The organism is Pseudoalteromonas sp. DY56-GL79, from assembly GCF_041414765.1.
GTDB lineage: Bacteria > Pseudomonadota > Gammaproteobacteria > Enterobacterales > Alteromonadaceae > Pseudoalteromonas > Pseudoalteromonas piscicida.
In genome coordinates this window covers 101209-120672 of the sequence record NZ_JANHZS010000005.1, presented here as the reverse complement: position 1 = coordinate 120672, position 19464 = coordinate 101209, and the positions used below count along the sequence as shown (strand labels likewise).

The window sequence follows — 19464 nt, the reverse complement described above, 5'->3', positions numbered from 1 at the left end:
GTGCTAGCTTTTTGTTCGGATTAGGTAGTTAACCCTGAACTATTCACTCAGTGCTGTTCTAACACCTGCTTCAAGTTCTTCGTGAACAGATTTAAATAACCCAAGTTGGCGTTCAATGATGTGCTCAGGTACACCCGCCATAGCACGTGCTATGTTACCGTACAAGCGCTGCTTTTGGGCATCATCAAATAGGCAATATAGAGCACGAGGCTGTGAAAAATCATCATTGTCTTTGCGATGGTCGTATCTATCCGCCATTCCATCAAGTTCAAGAGCAGGGCGTTTATATTCTGGGCTCTCTTTTGGGCCACCCATCGAGTTAGGCTCGTAGTAGGCATCTTCGTTACCACCGGGTTCATTGTTAAAGAACCGCATTGCACCGTCTTTGTGGTAATGATGCACTGGGCATTTTGGACGATTAACAGGTAATGCCTCATAATGCGTACCAAGTCGGTAGCGGTGAGCATCGGCATAGGAGAAAATGCGTGCTTGCAACATTTTATCGGGAGAAAATCCAATTCCAGACACCACGTTAGACGGACTAAATGCAGCTTGTTCTATCTCTGCAAAATAATTGTCTGGTACGCGATTTAATTCGAGTGTGCCAACATCAATGAGCGGAAAGTCGCCATGCGGCCAGACTTTGGTTAAATCAAACGGATTGTGTTGGAACTGTTTTGCTTGTGCTTCAGTCATCACCTGAATTTTCATATCCCATTTCGGATAATTTCCGCGCTCTATGGCCTCAAGCAAGTCCTCTTGAAAACTCTCTCTGCTTTCGCCAATCACCGTTTTTGACTCTTCATCGGTAAGGTGCTGGTGGCCTTGTTGGGTTTTCATATGAAACTTCACCCAAACTCTTTGGTTTTCTTCGTTAATCAAACTAAAGGTGTGAGAGCCATAGCCATTCATGTGTCTCACATCCGTTGGCAAGCCACGGTCAGACATTAAAATTAATACTTGATGCAGACTTTCTGGCGACAATGACCAAAAATCCCATTGTGCGGTGTTGGAACGCAGGTTCGTTTTAGGGTGGCGTTTTTGGGTGTGAATAAAATCTGGGAATTTATACGGATCACGGACAAAAAATACGGGAGTATTATTACCAACTAAATCCCAGTTTCCTTCTTCAGTGTAAAACTTTATCGAGAAACCTCTAACGTCACGCTCCGCATCCGCAGCCCCTTTTTCACCCGCCACCGTTGAAAAGCGCATCAGAATGTCAGTTTGCTTACCAATCTCACCAAATAGCTTTGCCTTGGTATATCGGCTTATATCGTTTGTTACCGTAAATGTTCCAAACGCCCCCCATCCTTTAGCATGCACGGTACGCTCTGGTATACGCTCTCTATTTTGATGCGCAAGTTTTTCGATTAACTGGTAATCTTCAACCAATAAGGGGCCTCTAGGGCCTGCGGTCAAACTATTTTGATTATCGGCGATTGGATTACCAGCTGTGGTGGTTAATGGACACTTGGTCATTGCTCGTTTCCTTCATATAAAATTTAGAAATTAACAGCAATAAATGAACCAAAATAAAAGTGCAATAAAAACAGGTTGTTATAAATATTGTCGGCGGGGGTGTGAGTTTTACTGAGCAAAGTTTTCAGAGTGATGTAAGCGCTACATGAAATATGTAGGCGGTTGAAATGCAGCGGTTTAATCCGCTGCATATTTAGAAATTAATCGTAGCTAAAGTTTTAGAAAAACCTCGTTGAATTCCATAAACGTGTTTTACCACTATCTAACCCAACAAACTGCACTGTACCTGTCGTTACGTTACTTGGTAATGTGTAGCTAATCGTTTTAGCTCGGGTACCATACGCAAATGCAGATATACGTTTTACTTTAGTACCATCAATGTACACGTCTACGTACTCTGTATTGGTTACATCAAAATTATACACGCCGTTAGTCTCAGCAACCGACGCAAATCTATCTGAATTAAATGCTACCGTAGCGCGCGCCGTGGGTTTTGCGAGTAACTTACGAGCGATCGTATTGAAATCTTGAGCATCACCATCGAATATGTCTTCAACGTTATAACTGACAACTTCATTGGCAACACAGCCGTAATCCTCAATGAGCGCATTGATGTGATGACCTTGACGTACTGACTGACGCCAAGACACCCGCATACTTTGATCATAAGGTAGCGCTTGATATGGTGCACCCACGTACTGTACAAATAAACCATGCTCAATTACGTTTGCGCCACCTGCACCAGTACGTTCGTGCTGTCCAAATACGGTAGCAATACCGTTATCTTGCATACCACATGTGAACATATCACCTGCAGAGTAGGTGTTAGCGTTAGCCCAAACCCCCACGTTACCATAGTATGCCTGACCAATCTGGTTTGCTGCATCTTTTGTCATGAATGAGGTTGCAGCAGAGTATTGTTCATTAGTACCTTGTACGTCAGCCAATACTTGGTGCCAATTATCACTGAGGTAAGTACCGAACAGCGAATTATTTAGAATATGATGGTTCTCAGGTGTGTTTATAAAACGTACATGAGATGGAGTAACACGTTTTGGTGTAAACAGTTGTAGTAAATAGTCGTTGTATAGAATATTACCGCCAGGGTTGCTTCTAACATCAATAATAAGTGCTTTCGTGTCACTCAACTGGTTATCTAAGATATCTATGATGGCAACAAGGGCAGCATTAGTTCCATTTTTTGGTGAAAAAGAGGCAATCTTAATATAGCCGACTGACTCGCCGTCTACTTGTACTTTATTCCATGTCACCGTCGGCTCAGCTGTGGCATTGGCTGCTAGGGCAAAAGCACTATCTTGAGCTGCCGCTTCTAACTCTTTAAATGTAGCAAATTCATAGTTAATACTTTTCGTAAACTGCGCTGTATTATCTTCTGTATTCGCTTGTGTGCTCGGATTTCCGTTATAAACCAACCAAGGCAAGTTAACGCTATATATTTCGCCCGTTTCGTAAGATTCCAAAGTAAGCGTTAGCGCGTCATTTTGTGGCGGCATCTGTTTATTATGTGATTTGATAGTTAAGTTGTTTAATGCACCAACAAACCCGCCATCTGGGTTAGCCCCACCGCCTTGGAATAGTGTGTTGTTTACCACATCAGTCACTGCTTGGCCGTTGTATGCAATGACTTTATCGCCTAAAGAAACCGTTGATGTATCTGGTGCAAGTACGGTGTAGTTTTGCCAGATGCGGTTTACGCGTACTTCCTTGCTGCCATCTGCATTAACGGTTTGTGCAAAATGAACTGGCACAAAAGAAACAAAGTTTTTCATTGGTGCCGGGTAGTTATAGTCCAAATGAAAATCTCGCTGAGATAAGAAGATCTTTTGCAGCTGCTGATGAAATTGAGAAGAACTTAGATTTCCCATGTTATTGATTAAGTCGTCTACTGCAACTACTGGATCTAAGTGTCCGGCCGGAGAAAGTCCGTAGTACAGGTTTTTTGCGTATTTATTGACGTATAAACCGTCAAGCAATAGCTTCGCTTGCTCAGCTACAAGCGCTTTTTGTTCATAACTATAATCTTGAATACTAATTTGGTCGCGTGTGTCTTCAAGATAGGATATTTGTGCCATAGCACCCGATGTAAAGCTTAATGCCAAAAGACTGGCAACTGTTGATAATTTAAACATATTGTTATTGTCCTGTATATGGAAACAAAACTGTTTTATATCTTTTGGGTACAAAAGTCGATAGGTGTTAAACAAAATGATAATAATTTATTGCTTTTATGTGTGTTGATTAAACCGAACTTCTTACTCGTTGCAGGCTAACTAAAGAGATTATTGGCAGGATTGTGCTTTAGAGGATTATTTGATTTGCCACGCAAAACCCTTTTGCGTGGCAACAAAGATGTCGAACGCAAATTACGCTGTTTGATGTAACTCTTGCTCCATTTGATCTCTCATTTTAAACTTTTGTAGCTTACCCGTTACCGTCATCGGATAGGCGTCAACCAATTTGATGTATTTTGGTACTTTGAAATAGGCGAGTTTATCTTTTAAAAATACACGAATATCTTCTTCCGAAATATAGTGTCCGGGCTTAAGTTGAACCCAAACACACACTTCCTCACCATACTTTTCGTCTTTGATCCCAAATACAGCGGCATCCTGAATATCATCATGATGATAAAGTACCTCCTCAATTTCTCTGGGGTAAATATTCTCGCCACCGCGAATGATCATGTCTTTTATGCGGCCGACGATGCTAACGAAACCTTCGTCGTCCATTACCCCTAAATCACCAGAGTGTAGCCAGCCGTCGTCATCTATGGTCGCCGCCGTTTTTTCTGGGTCTTGCCAATAGCCTTTCATTACACAATATCCTCTGGCACATACTTCACCAGGCGTACCAATTGGGGCAATATGTCCTAGCTCGTCAATAATTTTGACCTCGGTATGTGGCATCGCGCGACCAACAGTCTGCACGCGTTTTTCTACAGGCGAATCGATCTCGGTAATATTGTTGATTGGGCTGCACTCGGTTTGCCCGTAACCAATGAGTACATCGGTCATATGCATTTGGGTTTGTACTTGGCGCATGACCTTTTCTGGGCAGGTGGAACCTGCCATCACCCCAGTGCGCAGCGAAGATAAATCAAACTGCGTAAAGTCTGAGTGTTCTAATTGTGCGATAAACATTGTCGGTACACCATGAAGCCCGGTGCATTTTTCTCGTTCAACAACTTGTAAAGTGATAAGTGGATCAAAGCTATCGTTAGGGAATACAGCGCACGCCCCTTTACTGATACAAACGAGATTACCGAGCACCATGCCAAAACAATGATAAAGCGGCACAGGAATACAAAGCTTATCTTGCTCTGTGAGCTTCATGGCATTGGCGACGAGCAATCCATTATTGAGGATATTACTGTGGGTGAGGGTGGCGCCTTTTGGGTTGCCAGTAGTACCTGAAGTAAATTGAATATTGATAGCATCACAGGCATTGAGGTTGGCTGCAATCGCATTTGCCTCAAGATAGTGCGCATCATTAGCTTTAGATAACAAGGTGCTGAAATTCATTAGACCTGGTTCAATATCCTCGTCGATAAGCACAATCTGTTTGAGTGAGGGAAGGCGCTGTGAAGATAATTCGCCAAACATACAGTCATAGGATTCTGGTGCCAGCTCTCTTATCATGTCGACGTAATGGCTATGTTTAAAAGACTTCGCCATAACTAACATCTTACACTCAACGTTGTTTAGCACGTATTCAAGCTCACTTGGGCGATAGGCGGGGTTAATGCAAACCATAATTGCACCAATTTTAGCGGTTGCGAATTGCACTAGACTCCATTCAAGATTGTTTGGAGACCAAATCCCAACTCTATCCCCTGGTTGTATGCCTACAGCTAAAAGACTTGCAGCAAGTTGATTTATTTTTGCCAGATACTCACGATAATTTAATCGAACTGATTGATGAGAGACAACAATGGCTTCTCTTTCTGGATAATTGTCGACAATATCTTCTAGATATTGCCCTATGGTGAGTTGAGTCAGCGGTGCTACTTGGGGGCCTTTGAAGTAACTCTTTGTAAGTGTACTTGCATTTATTAATTGGCTCTCTGTTGTCATATCTTGTCCTTGCTGTTGATCTCTAGTTTTTATCATTATGCTTTATCAGTGATAACCTAATTGTCGACAAAATCAAGTGCAATTGGACGAAAAGCATGAAATTACGACTAATGGATAGTGATAAAGAGTGTGATGGCAAGATAGTAGAAAGGCGGTAGTAGCTTTATCAAACATATAAAAAACGCCTGAAAGTTCAGGCGTTTTGTGGTTTAACTTAAGGGATTGTTATTAAGCTAATCCTTCATCTGTATCGACATGCTCATCTTTATGATGCTTCGCGATTTCATCTGAAAGTTCTTGCTTAGAACGCTTCTCTGACATCCGTCTTGCCATTAGCCAATAGAAGAACAGCGGCAAGAAGAATACTGCGAGGAAGGTAGCCGAGAGCATACCACCCATTACACCAGTACCGACACTGTGTCTTGCTCCTGCGCCTGCTCCAGAACTCATCACCAGTGGAACTACGCCAAGTATGAAAGCAAGTGAAGTCATGATAATAGGTCTAAAACGCAGTCTTGCCGCTTCAAGGGCTGCGGTTGCTGGACTCCATCCTTCTTGATACTTCATTAACGCGTACTCGACAATAAGGATGGCATTTTTACTGGCAAGGCCAAGTAGGGTAACCAAACCGATTTGGAAGTAAACGTCGTTGGTCAGCCCTGCAATCCAGATTGAGACCAACGCACCAAAAGTACCAAACGGTAGCGCTAACATAACCGAGAATGGCAATGACCAGCGCTCATAAAGTGCTGCGAGGATCAAAAATACCATGATCACGGCCATACCGAGTGCAATACCGGTTGTGCCAGAGTTTTGCTTTTCTTGGAACGCGGAACCCGTCCACTCGTAAGTCATATCTGGTGGTAGCACTTTGTTGGCGATACGCTCAAATTCCGCGATAGCTTGACCTGAGCTGTAGCCAGGTGCTGCTTCGCCCATTAACTTAACTGCAGATAAGTTATTGTAACGATTCATGGTTTCCGGACCGCGACTATACTCAACATCCGTAAATGCAGAAATTGGTACCATTTCGCCACGATTGTTTTTCACATAAATGCGGCCAACATCTTCCGGTGTCATTCTAAACTCGGCTTCTGCGGACATAATCACCTGCCATGCACGACCAAACTTATTGAAGTCGTTGACGTAGTAATTACCTAAATTGGCTGCAAGTGCGTTAAACGCAGAATTGATATTAACCCCCATGGCACGCGCTTGTTCACGATCCATATGCACCTTTAGCTGCGGAGCATCAGGACGCCATAGCGTTTGAATGCCTGTAAGAATAGGGCTCTTCTGCGCCTCGGCCATGATCATCTGCATGCCTTGCTTCAATTTAGCGGGATCAGAGCCGCCTTTATTTTGCAAGAAGACTTCAAATCCGCCTGTTGTACCCAAGCCGAAAATTGGCGGTGGGTTAAACGCCAGCACTAATGCTTCGTTAATATGCGCGGTTTTCATAAATAGCTCACCAACAAGTTCCTTCGCCGACACATCGCGTTCATCCCAATGTGTTTGCGTCACGAACATAGTCGCCGCACTATTTTTGAAGCCACCACCGATGAAGTCCATCCCCGTAAACGCCACGACGTTTTCGTTAGCTGGGTTTGACTTCGCAGCAGCGATTACTTCATCAGCCACTTTAGCGGTGCGCTCTAATGAAGATCCATCAGGCAAGAACACAGCAATCATGTAGTAACCTTGGTCTTCGTCTGGTACCAAAGAGCTTGGTGTTTTTTGCCACAGGAATACTGTCGCACCAATCATCGCTACCATCAATGTTAGGCCTACAAAACCACGGCGAACCATAAAGCTAACCGCACCAACATAGCGTCCGGTTACACGATGGAACCAGTCATTGAACCACAAGAAAAACTTGGCATCCTGTTTGTGTTCGTGCTTAAGCAGCAATACACAAAGTGCAGGCGTCATCGTCAGTGCAACCACACCGGATAAACTTACAGAGATGGAGATTGTGATCGCAAATTGGCGGAATAGTTCGCCTGTTAACCCACCCAGGAAAGCGATAGGTACAAACACCGAACACAATACCAATACAATCGCGACTACGGGGCCGCTTACTTCCTGCATCGCTTTAACCGCTGCTTCTCTAGCCTGCAAGCCTTGCTCATGCATAATACGCTCGACATTCTCAAGTACTACAATGGCGTCATCTACCACGATACCAATCGATAACACCATGCCGAACAGCGTAAGCGTGTTAATCGAGTAACCGAGCATATAGAGACCTGCAAATGTACCAAGTAACGAGACCGGAACTGCAAGCGTTGGAATTAGCGTTGCACGCCAGTTTTGCAAGAACAGGTAAACCACTAAGAATACCAAGATCATTGCTTCACCAAGCGTTTTTAACACTTCTCGAATTGAGACTTCTACAAAGCGTGTGGTGTCGTAAGAGTTAACGTGAGCGAGACCTGTAGGGAACTGAGGTTTGATCTGTTCAATTTCAGCCTCTACTGCTTTAGCCACGTCAAGCGCATTCGCGCCCGGTTGCAAGAATACACCGAGTAATACCGCTTCCTTACCGTTAATAGTACCTTGGAAGTTATAGTCTTTAGAACCAAGCTCTACGCGAGCAACATCCTTAAGGCGCAGTGTTGAGCCATCAGGGTTTGCACGAACGATGATATTTTCGAACTCTTCAGCCGTCGATAAACGTCCTTTCGCGGTGACACTATAAACTAGCGATTGCGCGTCTTGAGAAGTCGGTGTTGCACCGATACTACCCGCTGCATACTGAGAGTTTTGCTCTCTAATTGCTCCCGCTATATCGTCTGCTGTGACTTGCAGTTGACTCATAATGTCCGGGCGCAACCAAATACGCATGGCATAGTCTTTAGCACCGAAGATCTGCACGTTAGTCGTACCAGGAATACGTTTGACGCGGTCAAGGATATTCATGGTGACGTAGTTAGATGTCCAGAGACTTTCTCGAGTACCATCTGGCGAATAGAATGCGTGTACTTGTAAGAAGTTAGAAGATGTCTTTTGAACTACCACGCCTTGGCGTCTAGTTTCTTCAGGGAGACGAGCCTCGACTTGCTTAACACGGTTGTTAACATCTACCGCGGCTTGATCAACATCCGTTCCAATCTCAAAAGTTACTGCAATAGTCGTTACACCGGAGTTGGTACTGGTTGATGTCATGTACATCATGCCTTCAACACCGGTAATCGCGTTTTCGATAGGAGTTGCTACGGTTTGTTCTAGTACATCCGCTGATGCACCAGGATATACTGCACGCACCTCAACTTGAGGTGGTGCAATTTCGGGATACTGTGCGACAGGCAAACTACGCATTGCAGCAAGCCCGGCAAGCACTATCACGATAGAGATAACAAAGGCAAAAATAGGCCTGTTTATGAAATATTTGGAGAACATCAGATTATTCTCCTTGCTCGCTCACAGATACTGGCATACCAGGGAAGAAGATCCTCGCCATACCTTCAACGATGACAGGTTGACCTTCTTTTAAGCCTTCGCGAATAACCCACATATTTTCATTATTAAGCTTGACCCATTCACCAACTTTGACCGGCGCAGGTAGGGCTACGGTTGCACCTTGTTCATTTTTGGTAGCAATGTACACAAATTTCCCCGTACCATTGTCTAGTACCGCTCTTTGCGGAAGCACAATAGCGTTATTGCGTACCGCACCAGAGAGCTTAACTCGCACAAATTGACCCGGTCTTAACTCGCCGTTTTCATTAGGAATACGAGCTTGTAACTCACTGGTACCCGTAAAGCGATTTACCCGAACGTCGCTAAAGTTTACTTTACCGGCTTGTCCATAGAGTGAACCGTCTTGCAGAATAATCGTGGTATCAAATTCATTATGAGCTGGTAATGACAATGAGCCATTTTCTACATCTTGGCGCATTGTTAGCTGCTCACGCTCTGAAAAGCCGAAGCGAGCACGAATAGTGCTGATGTCAGTAAGTTCAGTTAATAGTACACTCGGACCGGAAACATAACTGCCTTCTGACATTAGCTCACGACCCACGATACCAGAAACTGGCGCTTCAACTTTGGCGTATTCAAGGTCTAGCTTAGCTTCACTCAATGCGACTTTTGCAGATTCTAAATTCGCAACTGCAATATCGTAGGCCGATACTGAGTTATCAAAGTCGCGCTTTGATACCGAACGCTCATTCTTCAAACGCTCAAGCCTTTCGCTCTCGCGCTTAGTTTGATCAACATTTGCTTTTGCTGCCTGAAGTGCTGCCTGCGCTTTGTCTACCGCTAATTCAAAAGGTTTAAGTTCGATGGTGAATAGTGAATGACCAGCTTTTACAAACTGACCTTCCTCAAAGTTGCGAGATTCGATTATCCCAGAAACTCGAGAGCGAATTTCTACTTCCTTATCACCCGCGAGGGTCGCTGGAAGTTCGATATCGAATGGCACTGATTGAGTAGTAACTTGTTGTACACTCACTTGCGCAGGCGGCATTGCGTGGCCCCCTTGCTGTGGTGCTTCTGAACACGCTGACAAAGTGCCTAACGTGAGCATTAAAAAAGATAGGTGTTTAACACGACTGCGTATTGATGCTGGATACATGAACACTCCAATTCCTATATTATCATTGTATGCTGCCCCCACTTTAGCGGGGAACTACCTTGCAATTTGCCTTTAATAACGCACACTCGACTGGATGCAATCAGACAAGTGACTTCATTTCATACCTTAACCACACCAAAGTAAAGGCTATTTGTTCGACAATTAAACAAGTAAACGGTAGTGTATACTTAAAGAAATAAAAGGTAAACGGTTGCGTGTACTTTTCTTCAATTTAGGTATACGATCATGTGTACTTTTTATTAACGACTTTATTGATTAAAATAAAGGGAATGTTGATTTATTACAAAGAAGGCTTATCTCTGTATAGAGAGGTGGTTCTTGGTATACAACTGACCATGTGAGTAGCAGCTATCAAAGGCTCGCTTTTCCCACTATTAATTAAAGACAGAATAAGTAAATGACGCAACTTTCACCAAAACAGCAGTCAATTTTATGTGCAGCGATAGAAGAGTTCGCTCAAAAAGGCTTGCAGGCGACGACGATGGAGTCGATCAGTCAATCAGCGGAAGTATCAAAGCGCACGTTATACAAACATTACTCGACCAAAGACGAGCTCTTTGATGCCGTTGTTGAGCTGTTAATTGAGCGGATAAAGCCGATAACTGCGATACAATTTATCCCAAACTATGATTTTTCAGTGCAATTGCAACATCTTGCGAAAAGCGCAATGACTTTGTTGAATGACGAGGATTATATGCGTTTGTCGCGTATTGTGATGATTGAATCGATGCGTAGCTTTGAGCAAGCACAGAATCTAAATGAAAAGTTTAGTCATTGTGAAGCCGCGATGATCCAATGGTTCGAAGATGCGGCGAATTCAGGGTGTCTTGGTAGTTTTGATGCGGACTTTGCCGCAGCGTACTTTTGGGGCGCACTGAAAAAGCTAGGCTATTGGGAACGCGCGATAAAATGGCAAGCTCCGCTTCCAGAAGCAGAGCTTGATATATTAGTTGAAAAGGCGGTCGCGCTATTTTGTAACGGCGTTACTCAACCCCAATAAATCCACCGGTTTGATGCGACCAAAGTTTGGCGTAAATACCACCTAAGGCTAGCAAGGATTGATGGCTTCCTTCTTCTACTATCCGACCTTTATCCATTACGATTAATCTGTCCATTTGTGCAATTGTGGATAATCTATGGGCAATTGCAATAACGGTTTTACCTTCCATCAGTGCATCTAAGCTCTCTTGGATGGCTTGCTCAACCTCAGAATCCAAAGCAGAAGTGGCTTCGTCTAAAATTAAAATTGGCGCATTTTTTAGTAATACACGAGCAATGGCGATACGTTGGCGTTGGCCACCTGATAGTTTCACACCACGTTCACCGACTTGTGCGTCAAAGCCGGTATTTCCGTGGCTGTCTTCTAAGTCTTGGATAAAATCATAAGCCTGCGCTTCTTTTGTTGCGGCTATTAATTCTTCCTCTGATGCATCAGGGCGACCATAAAGGATATTGTCGCGTACGCTGCGATGGAGCAAAGAAGTATCTTGCGTCACCATGGCGATATGACGTCGTAAGCTTTCCTGTTTTACCTTAGCAATATTTTGGCCATCAATTTCGATGCTACCGCCGTCAGTATCGTAGAATCTCAATAGTAAGTTTACTAAAGTCGACTTACCTGCACCTGAGCGACCAACCACACCAATTTTCTCGCCGGGTTTGATATGTAGGTTCAGGTTGTCGATGACGTTATGTTGTCTCGCTGCATCCTTACGCTTATAAGCGAAGGTAGTGTTACAAAAGTCGATTTTTCCGGCTTTAAAATCTAACTGCGGCGCTGTTTGTTGATCAACAATATCAAGCGGTCTTGAGAGCGTATTCATGCCGTCTGCAACTGTACCAATATTTTCGAATAGGCCGCTAATTTCCCACATTATCCACTGTGCCATACCATTTAAGCGTAAGGCTAATCCCACAGTAATTGCGATTGCACCAGCGGTTATCGCATTAAAAGACCATAAGTAGATTGAAAGTGCTGCGACGGAAAATACCAAAAGATAATTTAGGGCTTGAATGCTAACGTTTAAGCTAGTTGCTAGGCGCATTTGCTTATATACAGGTTGAATAAACACATCCATGCTGTCTTTGGCATATTCTTCTTCTCGTTTAGTGTAAGAGAAAAGCTTTACAGTTGAAATATTGGTGTAACTATCAACGATCCTCCCTGTCATTTCTGAGCGTGCGTCAGCCTGCTCACTAGAAACACGTTTTAGTTTAGGAACGAAATAGAATTGAAAACAGATATAGCAGCCAAGCCAGACAACCAGCGGGATCATCAAACGTATATCACTGCTTGCGACAAGCGCGAGCATTGCGGTGAAGTACACTAAAATATAAACCAGCACATCGAGTAACTTCATGACTGATTCTCGCACGGCTAGGGCGGTTTGCATCACTTTAGTTGCAATTCGTCCAGCAAACTCGTCTTGATAGAATGTCATAGACTGCTTTAGCAAGTAGCGGTGTGCCTGCCAACGAATAGCCATTGGGTAATTACCCAATAAACTCTGATGTAAAATGGCGCTGTGAAAAAAGACTAATAGTGGCAGCGCCACTAACGTGATCACAGACATTCTAATTAGCTCGGCTTGTTTGGCTTCAAATAGAGTTTGCGGTGTGTAAGTGGAGAGCCAGTCAACTAAATCACCCATAAAGCCAAATAATGTTACTTCCAAAATTGCGAGGATTGCAGCACTTAGCGACATAAATAATAAGGGTAATTCCATTCCCTTAGTATAGAAGCGACAGAAAGCCAACAAACCTTGTGGTGGCTGGCCAACTTCTTGCTCGGGAAACGGTTTGGTAAAGCGTTCAAATACTCGATACATGGATGATCCCTAAATTTGTTCAGCAGCTAGTCTACCTTGATAGTATGAAATGCGCGAGTCACAGATTGGTGCTCAATTTGCACGAATAATTATAGCTGTTTTTGGTTGAGTTGTTTTTGTGTAATGAGCTCACCAGTGACAGCATTATAACTACTCAAAGTCAGTGGCGTAGAATAGTGCTTTAAATAGACCTGATCATGTGGCTTTTCTACTATAATTTTGTCGATTGGGACTAGTTTTTTACCTTCATCGACAAAAAATGACAGTTCTAAATAGCATGGAAAAACCTCTTTACATACACCGAGTGATTGTTGTTGTAGATCAAACGTTGAGGAGAGCCAGCTTGGCCTATTATTGATTATCGTGGTTCTGGGCCAAGTTACAGAAAGATCAAATCGTTGCGGATCTGAAGAGTAGTGCTGAGATTGGCTTGCTACTCGTGCAAGCAGCAAAGGAGTATTGCCACTCACTGATTGAACCTCAGATAAGCGAACCTGATCAACGGTGAGTGGATTAATTGTCAATGTTTGTTTGAGTTCACTCGCCAGTTGGTTTTGCTCATCTAGTTGAGAAAATCCTAGATGAACGAGTAGTTTTGCATCACGATTGTTATCAAATACCTTTTCTTTTAAGTGTTCAGCTGCGGCTTTGGCTCTACCTTGTTGTGAATCGTGATCGTAACTAATAATCTCGTAGCCAAGTGATTTGGCTTCAAATATCAAGCTCGCGTAAGTCGCTTCCATGGTGTAGATCCCATGCTCGTATGTTGTATAGCCGTGTTTATTGATTTGCTGCTCAACGCTTACCTGTGGAGTGAGCGCTTCTAATGCAAGGTAGCGATAGCCTTGTTCATATAAAGGCTTCAATAGGGCAATCGTTAGCGCTCGGTGTTTAGCATTATGATACGCCTCGTTTACCATAGTGATACGCGTGTCAGCAGCCTTTTGTTCTATGATTTCTAGCGCAGGAACTAGCCGATAATCGTTTAGCAACATATCTGGATTGATCACCCCAGAGGTGAGTTTTTCCGCTTCAAAATAATTGCCGACAATAGAATGATAAGTTGCTGCATATTGAATGTTTGCTGAGCTACTATCTAAATGCCCTTTGACTGGAATTTGGCTTTCAAGTGACTGTGTGTTTTCAAACACACGCTTATCTGAGTTAACACCAAAGATTAAAGAAGCAGGGTTAGCGCTTGAATTTGCAAATGCTGGTACGGATATCAGCGAACATGCGCAAAAAATAACGGCTTTTCCATATTGTTGAGGTAACACCTAAATCCACTCCTTGCGGTTTATTACGGTTATATTAATAGCATAAAAGCGCGGAGGGCTGAATCAAATAAAAGCAAATTTTTTACAAGTATTTTATATTTGAATTATTTACAGGGGAGATAAATGTGGAAGCAAATAAAAAGGCCAGTAGCTAAGTAACTGCTGGCCCTTGATATGATTATTCTTCTTTGCCGTATGTTTTACGAAGAATATAAACATAGGCATTGATGAAAGCTTGCTCTTGAAACTTTTTCAACCCAGTGTCTTCATAGTCAACAGGAATTGGGTTTCTTTTTAATTGCTCTTTAACTTCAGTGCTAGATAGTAACTGCACGTCCACACCTGAAATTAACTGGATTGCAGCTTCCATTTTAAAACCAGCCGCACTACCTGCGAATTTACCTTTGTGTGGGCGCTGACGAATGGCGATAGAATCTACGCCGTAATCTTCTACTAGTTTTGCAAAGTCGAATTGGAACTTGCGCATTTCATCAAGTTCTGTCCCTTGGTTACTTAACGTAAAGCGGCGCTGACGAATGTCTCTGATATCAAAAACATCATCTTCTTTCGTTAGCATACAAAGCAGAGCTTCGCTGCCTGAAATTTCAACCCCAAGTGTTCTCATTTTCGTGTCCAGATTATGCAAAAATTGAATTATCTCACAGTGTTATTTCTATTGCTATCGCTGCATGGTCAGAATAGCAAATATCTTCGTCCATACGCTTCGGATCAAGGTGAGCATCGTAACTGTAGTAATGTAACGACTTCACTCTGGGCGTTTCTCGGTTGGGATTGAATTCTTTTGAACAAAGAATGTAATCAAGTACGTTACCTTCACCTTGATAGTAATGACTGGCTGGCTTTTCTTTATGGTTGTTGTCGGCGTAAAGAAAACTGTCGAACAATCCGACACTGTCAAAGCCATTACTAGCAAGGACGGGTGGAAAGGCTTGCGTCATAAAAGATAATGCTGGGCTGTCCAATGCATCATTAAAGTCGCCCATCACCAACGTTGCAGCCTGTTTCTCTCTTTGTGTTTTTAATGCATCGTAATAAATGATAGAAGCTTCGAGTGAACGTGAGATCTGTGACTGCATCGTACCTACGGTTTCGTGAAGTAATGTAAGTAGCGGGTCGTCTTGATTGGAATCTCCCAGCATGTGGGCCATTGAATGCACGCGTTGAGACTTAAAGTGCACGGCATAACACGCGAGTAACCCGAAGCCTGGAATGTCGAACTTACATTTTATTGGGGTGCGATTGAATTTAAATTGATGTTGATTATTAAGGTATTCAAGTAACTCGGGGCAGGGCTCTAACGGCGCAAAGGATTTAAATGGTAGTTTTGATGCAATAGCGACCACGGGTTTAAACAATACCGATGGGTATACGTGATCAGGACTAGGCGCATCGACTGTGGCAAAGTGAACAAGACCCAAGTCTTCGCACAGCATCTGTAAGCTATCGGGTGAGAAGACTTCTTGAAACACAATGACATCGGGGTTTATATGCTGAATAAGTCCCGTGATAAACTGAGTTTTGGTTTGCCACTGTGTTTCATTATAGTGCTCATGCAGTTGATAAAAAGAATAAGGCGGCGCTGCAAAATTTAGTAGATTAAAGGTTGCAAACCGATAACGCTTTTTGGCCACGAATAATCCCAAAATAGTTTTTGTAAATTAATAGATTAATTTTAGCTCTAGGCTTGCACTTAGCCAAGTAACACGCGAGAATAGTGATTCTTATTCGAAAGTCCTCGGATGAGCCGCGATAATTCGCGCAAGACAATGCTTATTCGTAAAAGCGTTGATAGGCACACTTTAAAATTAATTACATACATGTGATGCATTGTAGGTGTCACCACTGTAAATAGGATTTATCATGCCAGTTATTACTCTCCCTGACGGCAGTCAGCGTATTTTTGAAAACCCTGTCACTACTCTAGAAGTCGCTCAAGACATCGGTCCTGGCCTTGCGAAAGCAACGATTGCTGGCCGTGTAAATGGCGTTCGTGTTGATGCTTGTGACCTCATCGAAAATGACTCAGCGCTTGAAATCATCACCGCAAAAGACGACGACGGTCTTGAGATTATTCGTCACTCGTGTGCGCACTTGATTGGTCACGCTGTAAAACAATTATTCCCAGAAGCTAAGATGGCGATTGGTCCTACCATCGACAACGGTTTCTATTACGATGTTGACCTAGAGCATTCGCTTACTCAAGAAGACCTTGAAGCGATTGAAAAGCGCATGTTGGAGTTGGCAAAAACCGACTACGACGTAGTAAAGAAAAAGGTGAGCTGGCAAGAAGCGCGCGATGCATTTGCAGCACGCGGTGAAACCTATAAGATGGAAATCCTAGACGAGAATATCGCGAAAGATGACCGTCCAGGTTTATATCACCACGAAGAATATGTTGACATGTGTCGTGGTCCGCACGTACCAAATATGAAATTCTGTCACCACTTCAAGATTATGAAAGTGGCGGGCGCGTATTGGCGCGGTAATTCAGAAAACAAGATGTTACAGCGTATTTATGGTACAGCTTGGGCTGACAAGAAGCAGCTAAAGGCGTATCTTAAGCGTTTAGAAGAAGCTGAAAAGCGTGATCACCGTAAAATTGGTAAAGCACTCGACCTGTGGCATTGGCAAGAAGAAGCGCCAGGCATGGTTTTCTGGCATAATGATGGCTGGAGCATTTATCGTGAGCTTGAAGATTTTGTTCGTGAGAAACTACGCGAATATCAGTACGAAGAAGTAAAAGGTCCGTTGATGATGGACCGTGGCTTGTGGGAAAAATCAGGTCACTGGGACAAGTATTCAGATGCGATGTTCACGACTGAGTCAGAGAAACGTGAGTATGCTATTAAGCCGATGAACTGCCCAGGTCATGTGCAGATCTTTAACCAAGGGCTAAAGTCATACCGTGACTTACCATTACGTATGGCTGAGTTTGGTTGTTGTCACCGTAATGAACCATCAGGCGCACTACATGGCTTGATGCGCGTTCGTGGCTTTACTCAAGATGATGCGCATATCTTCTGTACAGAAGAGCAAATCATGGATGAAGTATCTGCCTGTATCAAAATGGTATATGACACATACTCGACATTTGGCTTTGAAAAGATTGTTGTAAAACTTTCGACTCGTCCAGAAAAGCGCATTGGTGAAGACGAAATGTGGGATAAAGCGGAAGCTGCATTGGCTGAAGCGTTAAAAGTTAACGACATCGAGTTTGAATATCTGCCGGGTGAAGGGGCGTTTTATGGTCCTAAGATCGAATTCACGCTGTATGACTGTTTAGAGCGTGCGTGGCAATGTGGTACAGTGCAATTAGACTTCGCACTACCAGGTCGTTTAGGTGCAACTTATGTTGCGGAAAGTAACGAGCGTAAAACACCAGTTATGATCCACCGCGCAATTCTGGGTTCATTAGAGCGCTTTATTGGAATTCTAACGGAAGAATATGCTGGTCAGTTCCCAACTTGGCTTGCGCCGAAACAAGTTGTGATCATGAATATCACGGATAAACAAGCGGATTATGTCCACGAAGTTGTACAAAAGTTGAATAAACTTGGAATAAGAGCTTGTGCTGACTTGAGAAATGAGAAGATTGGTTTTAAAATCCGCGAGCATACTTTAAAACGTATACCTTATTTACTAGTGGTGGGTGACAAAGAAGTCGAGCAACAAGAAGTTGCAGTAAGAACCCGTACTGGTGAAGATTTAGGTAAATTATCGATTGATGATTTCATCGTTAAAGTTAGCGAAGAGATTAAAAATCGACTATAAATATAAACTTGCGTGTACTTTACTTTTTCTGGTGCACGCATTTACTTTTGAATTTTTTGGAGGAACGTACCATTAGAGGCGGCAAAAAAGGGCAAAATAACGCTCAGAAAAATCGTATTAACGAAGAGATTACAGCGAAAGAGGTTCGCTTAATTGACGCTGAAGGCGAGCAAGCTGGCATTGTCTCAACAAGAGACGCACAAAACATGGCGGATGAAGCAGGTCTAGATCTAGTTGAGATCAGTCCAAACGCTGAACCACCGGTTTGTAAAGTGATGGACTACGGTAAGTTCCTTTTTGAAAAAGCAAAAATCCAAAAAGAACAAAAGAAAAAGCAAAAGCAAATTCAGGTTAAGGAAGTTAAATTCCGTCCTGGTACAGATGTTGGTGATTACCAAGTCAAGCTACGTAGCCTTCGCAAGTTTCTTGAGGGTGGCGACAAAGCTAAAGTCACAATTCGCTTCCGTGGTCGTGAAATGGCGCACCAAGAGATTGGTATTGATCTACTAGAACGTATCAAGACTGAATTGGAAGATATCGCATCAGTTGAGTCTTTCCCGAAAAAAGTAGAAGGTCGTCAGATGATAATGATGATGGCGCCTATTGCTAAAAAGTCTTAATCTCGGCATAATACGCATCGAATTTAACGCAGGTCTCAAGTGCTAACGCCACCTGCGTTATCCGGTTTTAAAGTAAGGTATTGATCCTTCACCGGTTTTAGGTAGTAAGCTAGGCCTACAAGTGAGTTTATCTCCGCCTACTTACATTGTGTTAAAGCAATATCATTCGGAGTTATTGCAAATGGCTTATAAGCTAAAATCACACAGAGGTGCTGCTAAGCGCTTCAAAAAGACTGCTTCTGGCGGTTACAAGCGTAAACAGTCGCATCTTCGTCACATTCTGACTAAGAAATCTTCAAAGCGTAAATTACACCTTCGTGCTAAGTCTATGGTTCATAAGAATGACCTAGGCCTAATCGATCGTATGTTACCATTCGCTTAATAGAGGATATCAGAAATGGCAAGAGTTAAACGCGGCGTAGTTGCACGTGCACGTCACAAAAAAGTATTAAAGCAAGCTAAAGGTTACTATGGAGCGCGTTCACGCGTTTACCGCGTAGCTTTCCAAGCGGTAACTAAAGCTGGTCAATATGCTTACCGTGACCGTCGTGCTAAGAAACGTACTTTCCGTCAACTATGGATTGCTCGTATCAACGCAGCTGCACGTCAAAATGGTCTTTCTTACAGCCGTTTCATCAATGGCCTTAAAAAGTCATCGATTGAAATCGATCGTAAGATCCTAGCTGATATCGCAGTATACGACCAAGTAGCTTTCGCAGCACTAGTTGCTAAAGCAAAAGATGGTCTAGCTGCTTAATAAGCGGAACTAGA

The 19464-nt window shown here is 43.2% G+C and carries 14 protein-coding genes; 5 read left to right on the top strand and 9 right to left on the bottom strand.

What is annotated here, in order from left to right:
* Positions 1-39: 39 nt before the first annotated feature.
* The 5 genes from NO992_RS05150 to NO992_RS05130 all read right to left on the bottom strand — a co-directional run bounded on the left by NO992_RS05150 (position 40) and on the right by NO992_RS05130 (position 10155).
* A complete protein-coding gene (locus NO992_RS05150) occupies positions 40-1482 on the bottom strand; it encodes a catalase (protein WP_371374920.1) in 1443 nt (480 codons plus the stop codon).
* Between the two features lie 218 nt (positions 1483-1700).
* Positions 1701-3632, bottom strand: a complete 1932-nt coding sequence (locus NO992_RS05145; RefSeq protein ID WP_017217292.1) for a S41 family peptidase — start codon at positions 3630-3632, stop codon at positions 1701-1703.
* A gap of 234 nt (positions 3633-3866) precedes the next feature.
* Positions 3867-5576, bottom strand: coding sequence for an AMP-binding protein (locus NO992_RS05140; protein ID WP_305776107.1), 1710 nt, complete (start codon positions 5574-5576; stop codon positions 3867-3869).
* Between the two features lie 228 nt (positions 5577-5804).
* Entirely contained in the window at positions 5805-8978 is a 3174-nt protein-coding gene (locus NO992_RS05135) for an efflux RND transporter permease subunit (protein WP_010604876.1), read from the bottom strand.
* 4 nt (positions 8979-8982) lie between these two features.
* Positions 8983-10155, bottom strand: a complete 1173-nt coding sequence (locus NO992_RS05130) for an efflux RND transporter periplasmic adaptor subunit (RefSeq protein ID WP_193521762.1) — start codon at positions 10153-10155, stop codon at positions 8983-8985.
* Positions 10156-10573: 418 nt separating this feature from the next.
* On the opposite strand from NO992_RS05130, the gene NO992_RS05125 reads away from it, so the two are divergent.
* A complete protein-coding gene (locus tag NO992_RS05125; RefSeq protein WP_017217296.1) occupies positions 10574-11176 on the top strand; it encodes a TetR/AcrR family transcriptional regulator in 603 nt (200 codons plus the stop codon).
* On the opposite strand, the gene NO992_RS05120 is transcribed toward NO992_RS05125, so the two are convergent.
* The 4 genes from NO992_RS05120 to NO992_RS05105 form a co-directional block, all read right to left on the bottom strand.
* Entirely contained in the window at positions 11160-13004 is a 1845-nt protein-coding gene (locus NO992_RS05120; RefSeq protein ID WP_371374914.1) for an ABC transporter ATP-binding protein, read from the bottom strand. The genes NO992_RS05125 and NO992_RS05120 overlap by 17 nt on opposite strands.
* A gap of 89 nt (positions 13005-13093) precedes the next feature.
* The gene (locus NO992_RS05115) at positions 13094-14281 is read right to left on the bottom strand and encodes a hypothetical protein (RefSeq protein ID WP_253106823.1); all 1188 of its coding nucleotides are present in this window, start codon (positions 14279-14281) and stop codon (positions 13094-13096) included.
* A gap of 178 nt (positions 14282-14459) precedes the next feature.
* A complete protein-coding gene (locus NO992_RS05110; RefSeq protein WP_010376968.1) occupies positions 14460-14906 on the bottom strand; it encodes a DUF3010 family protein in 447 nt (148 codons plus the stop codon).
* 34 nt (positions 14907-14940) lie between these two features.
* Positions 14941-15933 carry an endonuclease/exonuclease/phosphatase family protein gene (locus NO992_RS05105; protein WP_010604870.1) on the bottom strand — a complete coding sequence of 331 codons (993 nt, stop codon included), beginning with the start codon at positions 15931-15933 and terminating at the stop codon, positions 14941-14943.
* A gap of 229 nt (positions 15934-16162) precedes the next feature.
* Between NO992_RS05105 and thrS the strand changes: the two genes are divergently transcribed.
* From thrS to rplT, 4 genes are all read left to right on the top strand, one after another.
* Positions 16163-18073, top strand: coding sequence for a threonine--tRNA ligase (gene thrS, locus NO992_RS05100; RefSeq protein WP_045962455.1), 1911 nt, complete (start codon positions 16163-16165; stop codon positions 18071-18073).
* 56 nt (positions 18074-18129) lie between these two features.
* A complete protein-coding gene (gene infC / locus NO992_RS05095; protein WP_017217300.1) occupies positions 18130-18693 on the top strand; it encodes a translation initiation factor IF-3 in 564 nt (187 codons plus the stop codon).
* 181 nt (positions 18694-18874) lie between these two features.
* On the top strand, positions 18875-19075 hold the full coding sequence (gene rpmI / locus NO992_RS05090) for a 50S ribosomal protein L35 (protein WP_010604868.1): 201 nt from the start codon (positions 18875-18877) through the stop codon (positions 19073-19075).
* Between the two features lie 15 nt (positions 19076-19090).
* Positions 19091-19450: a 50S ribosomal protein L20 gene (rplT, locus tag NO992_RS05085; RefSeq protein ID WP_010376973.1), complete on the top strand. Its 360-nt coding sequence runs from the start codon at positions 19091-19093 to the stop codon at positions 19448-19450.
* Positions 19451-19464 lie beyond the last annotated feature (14 nt).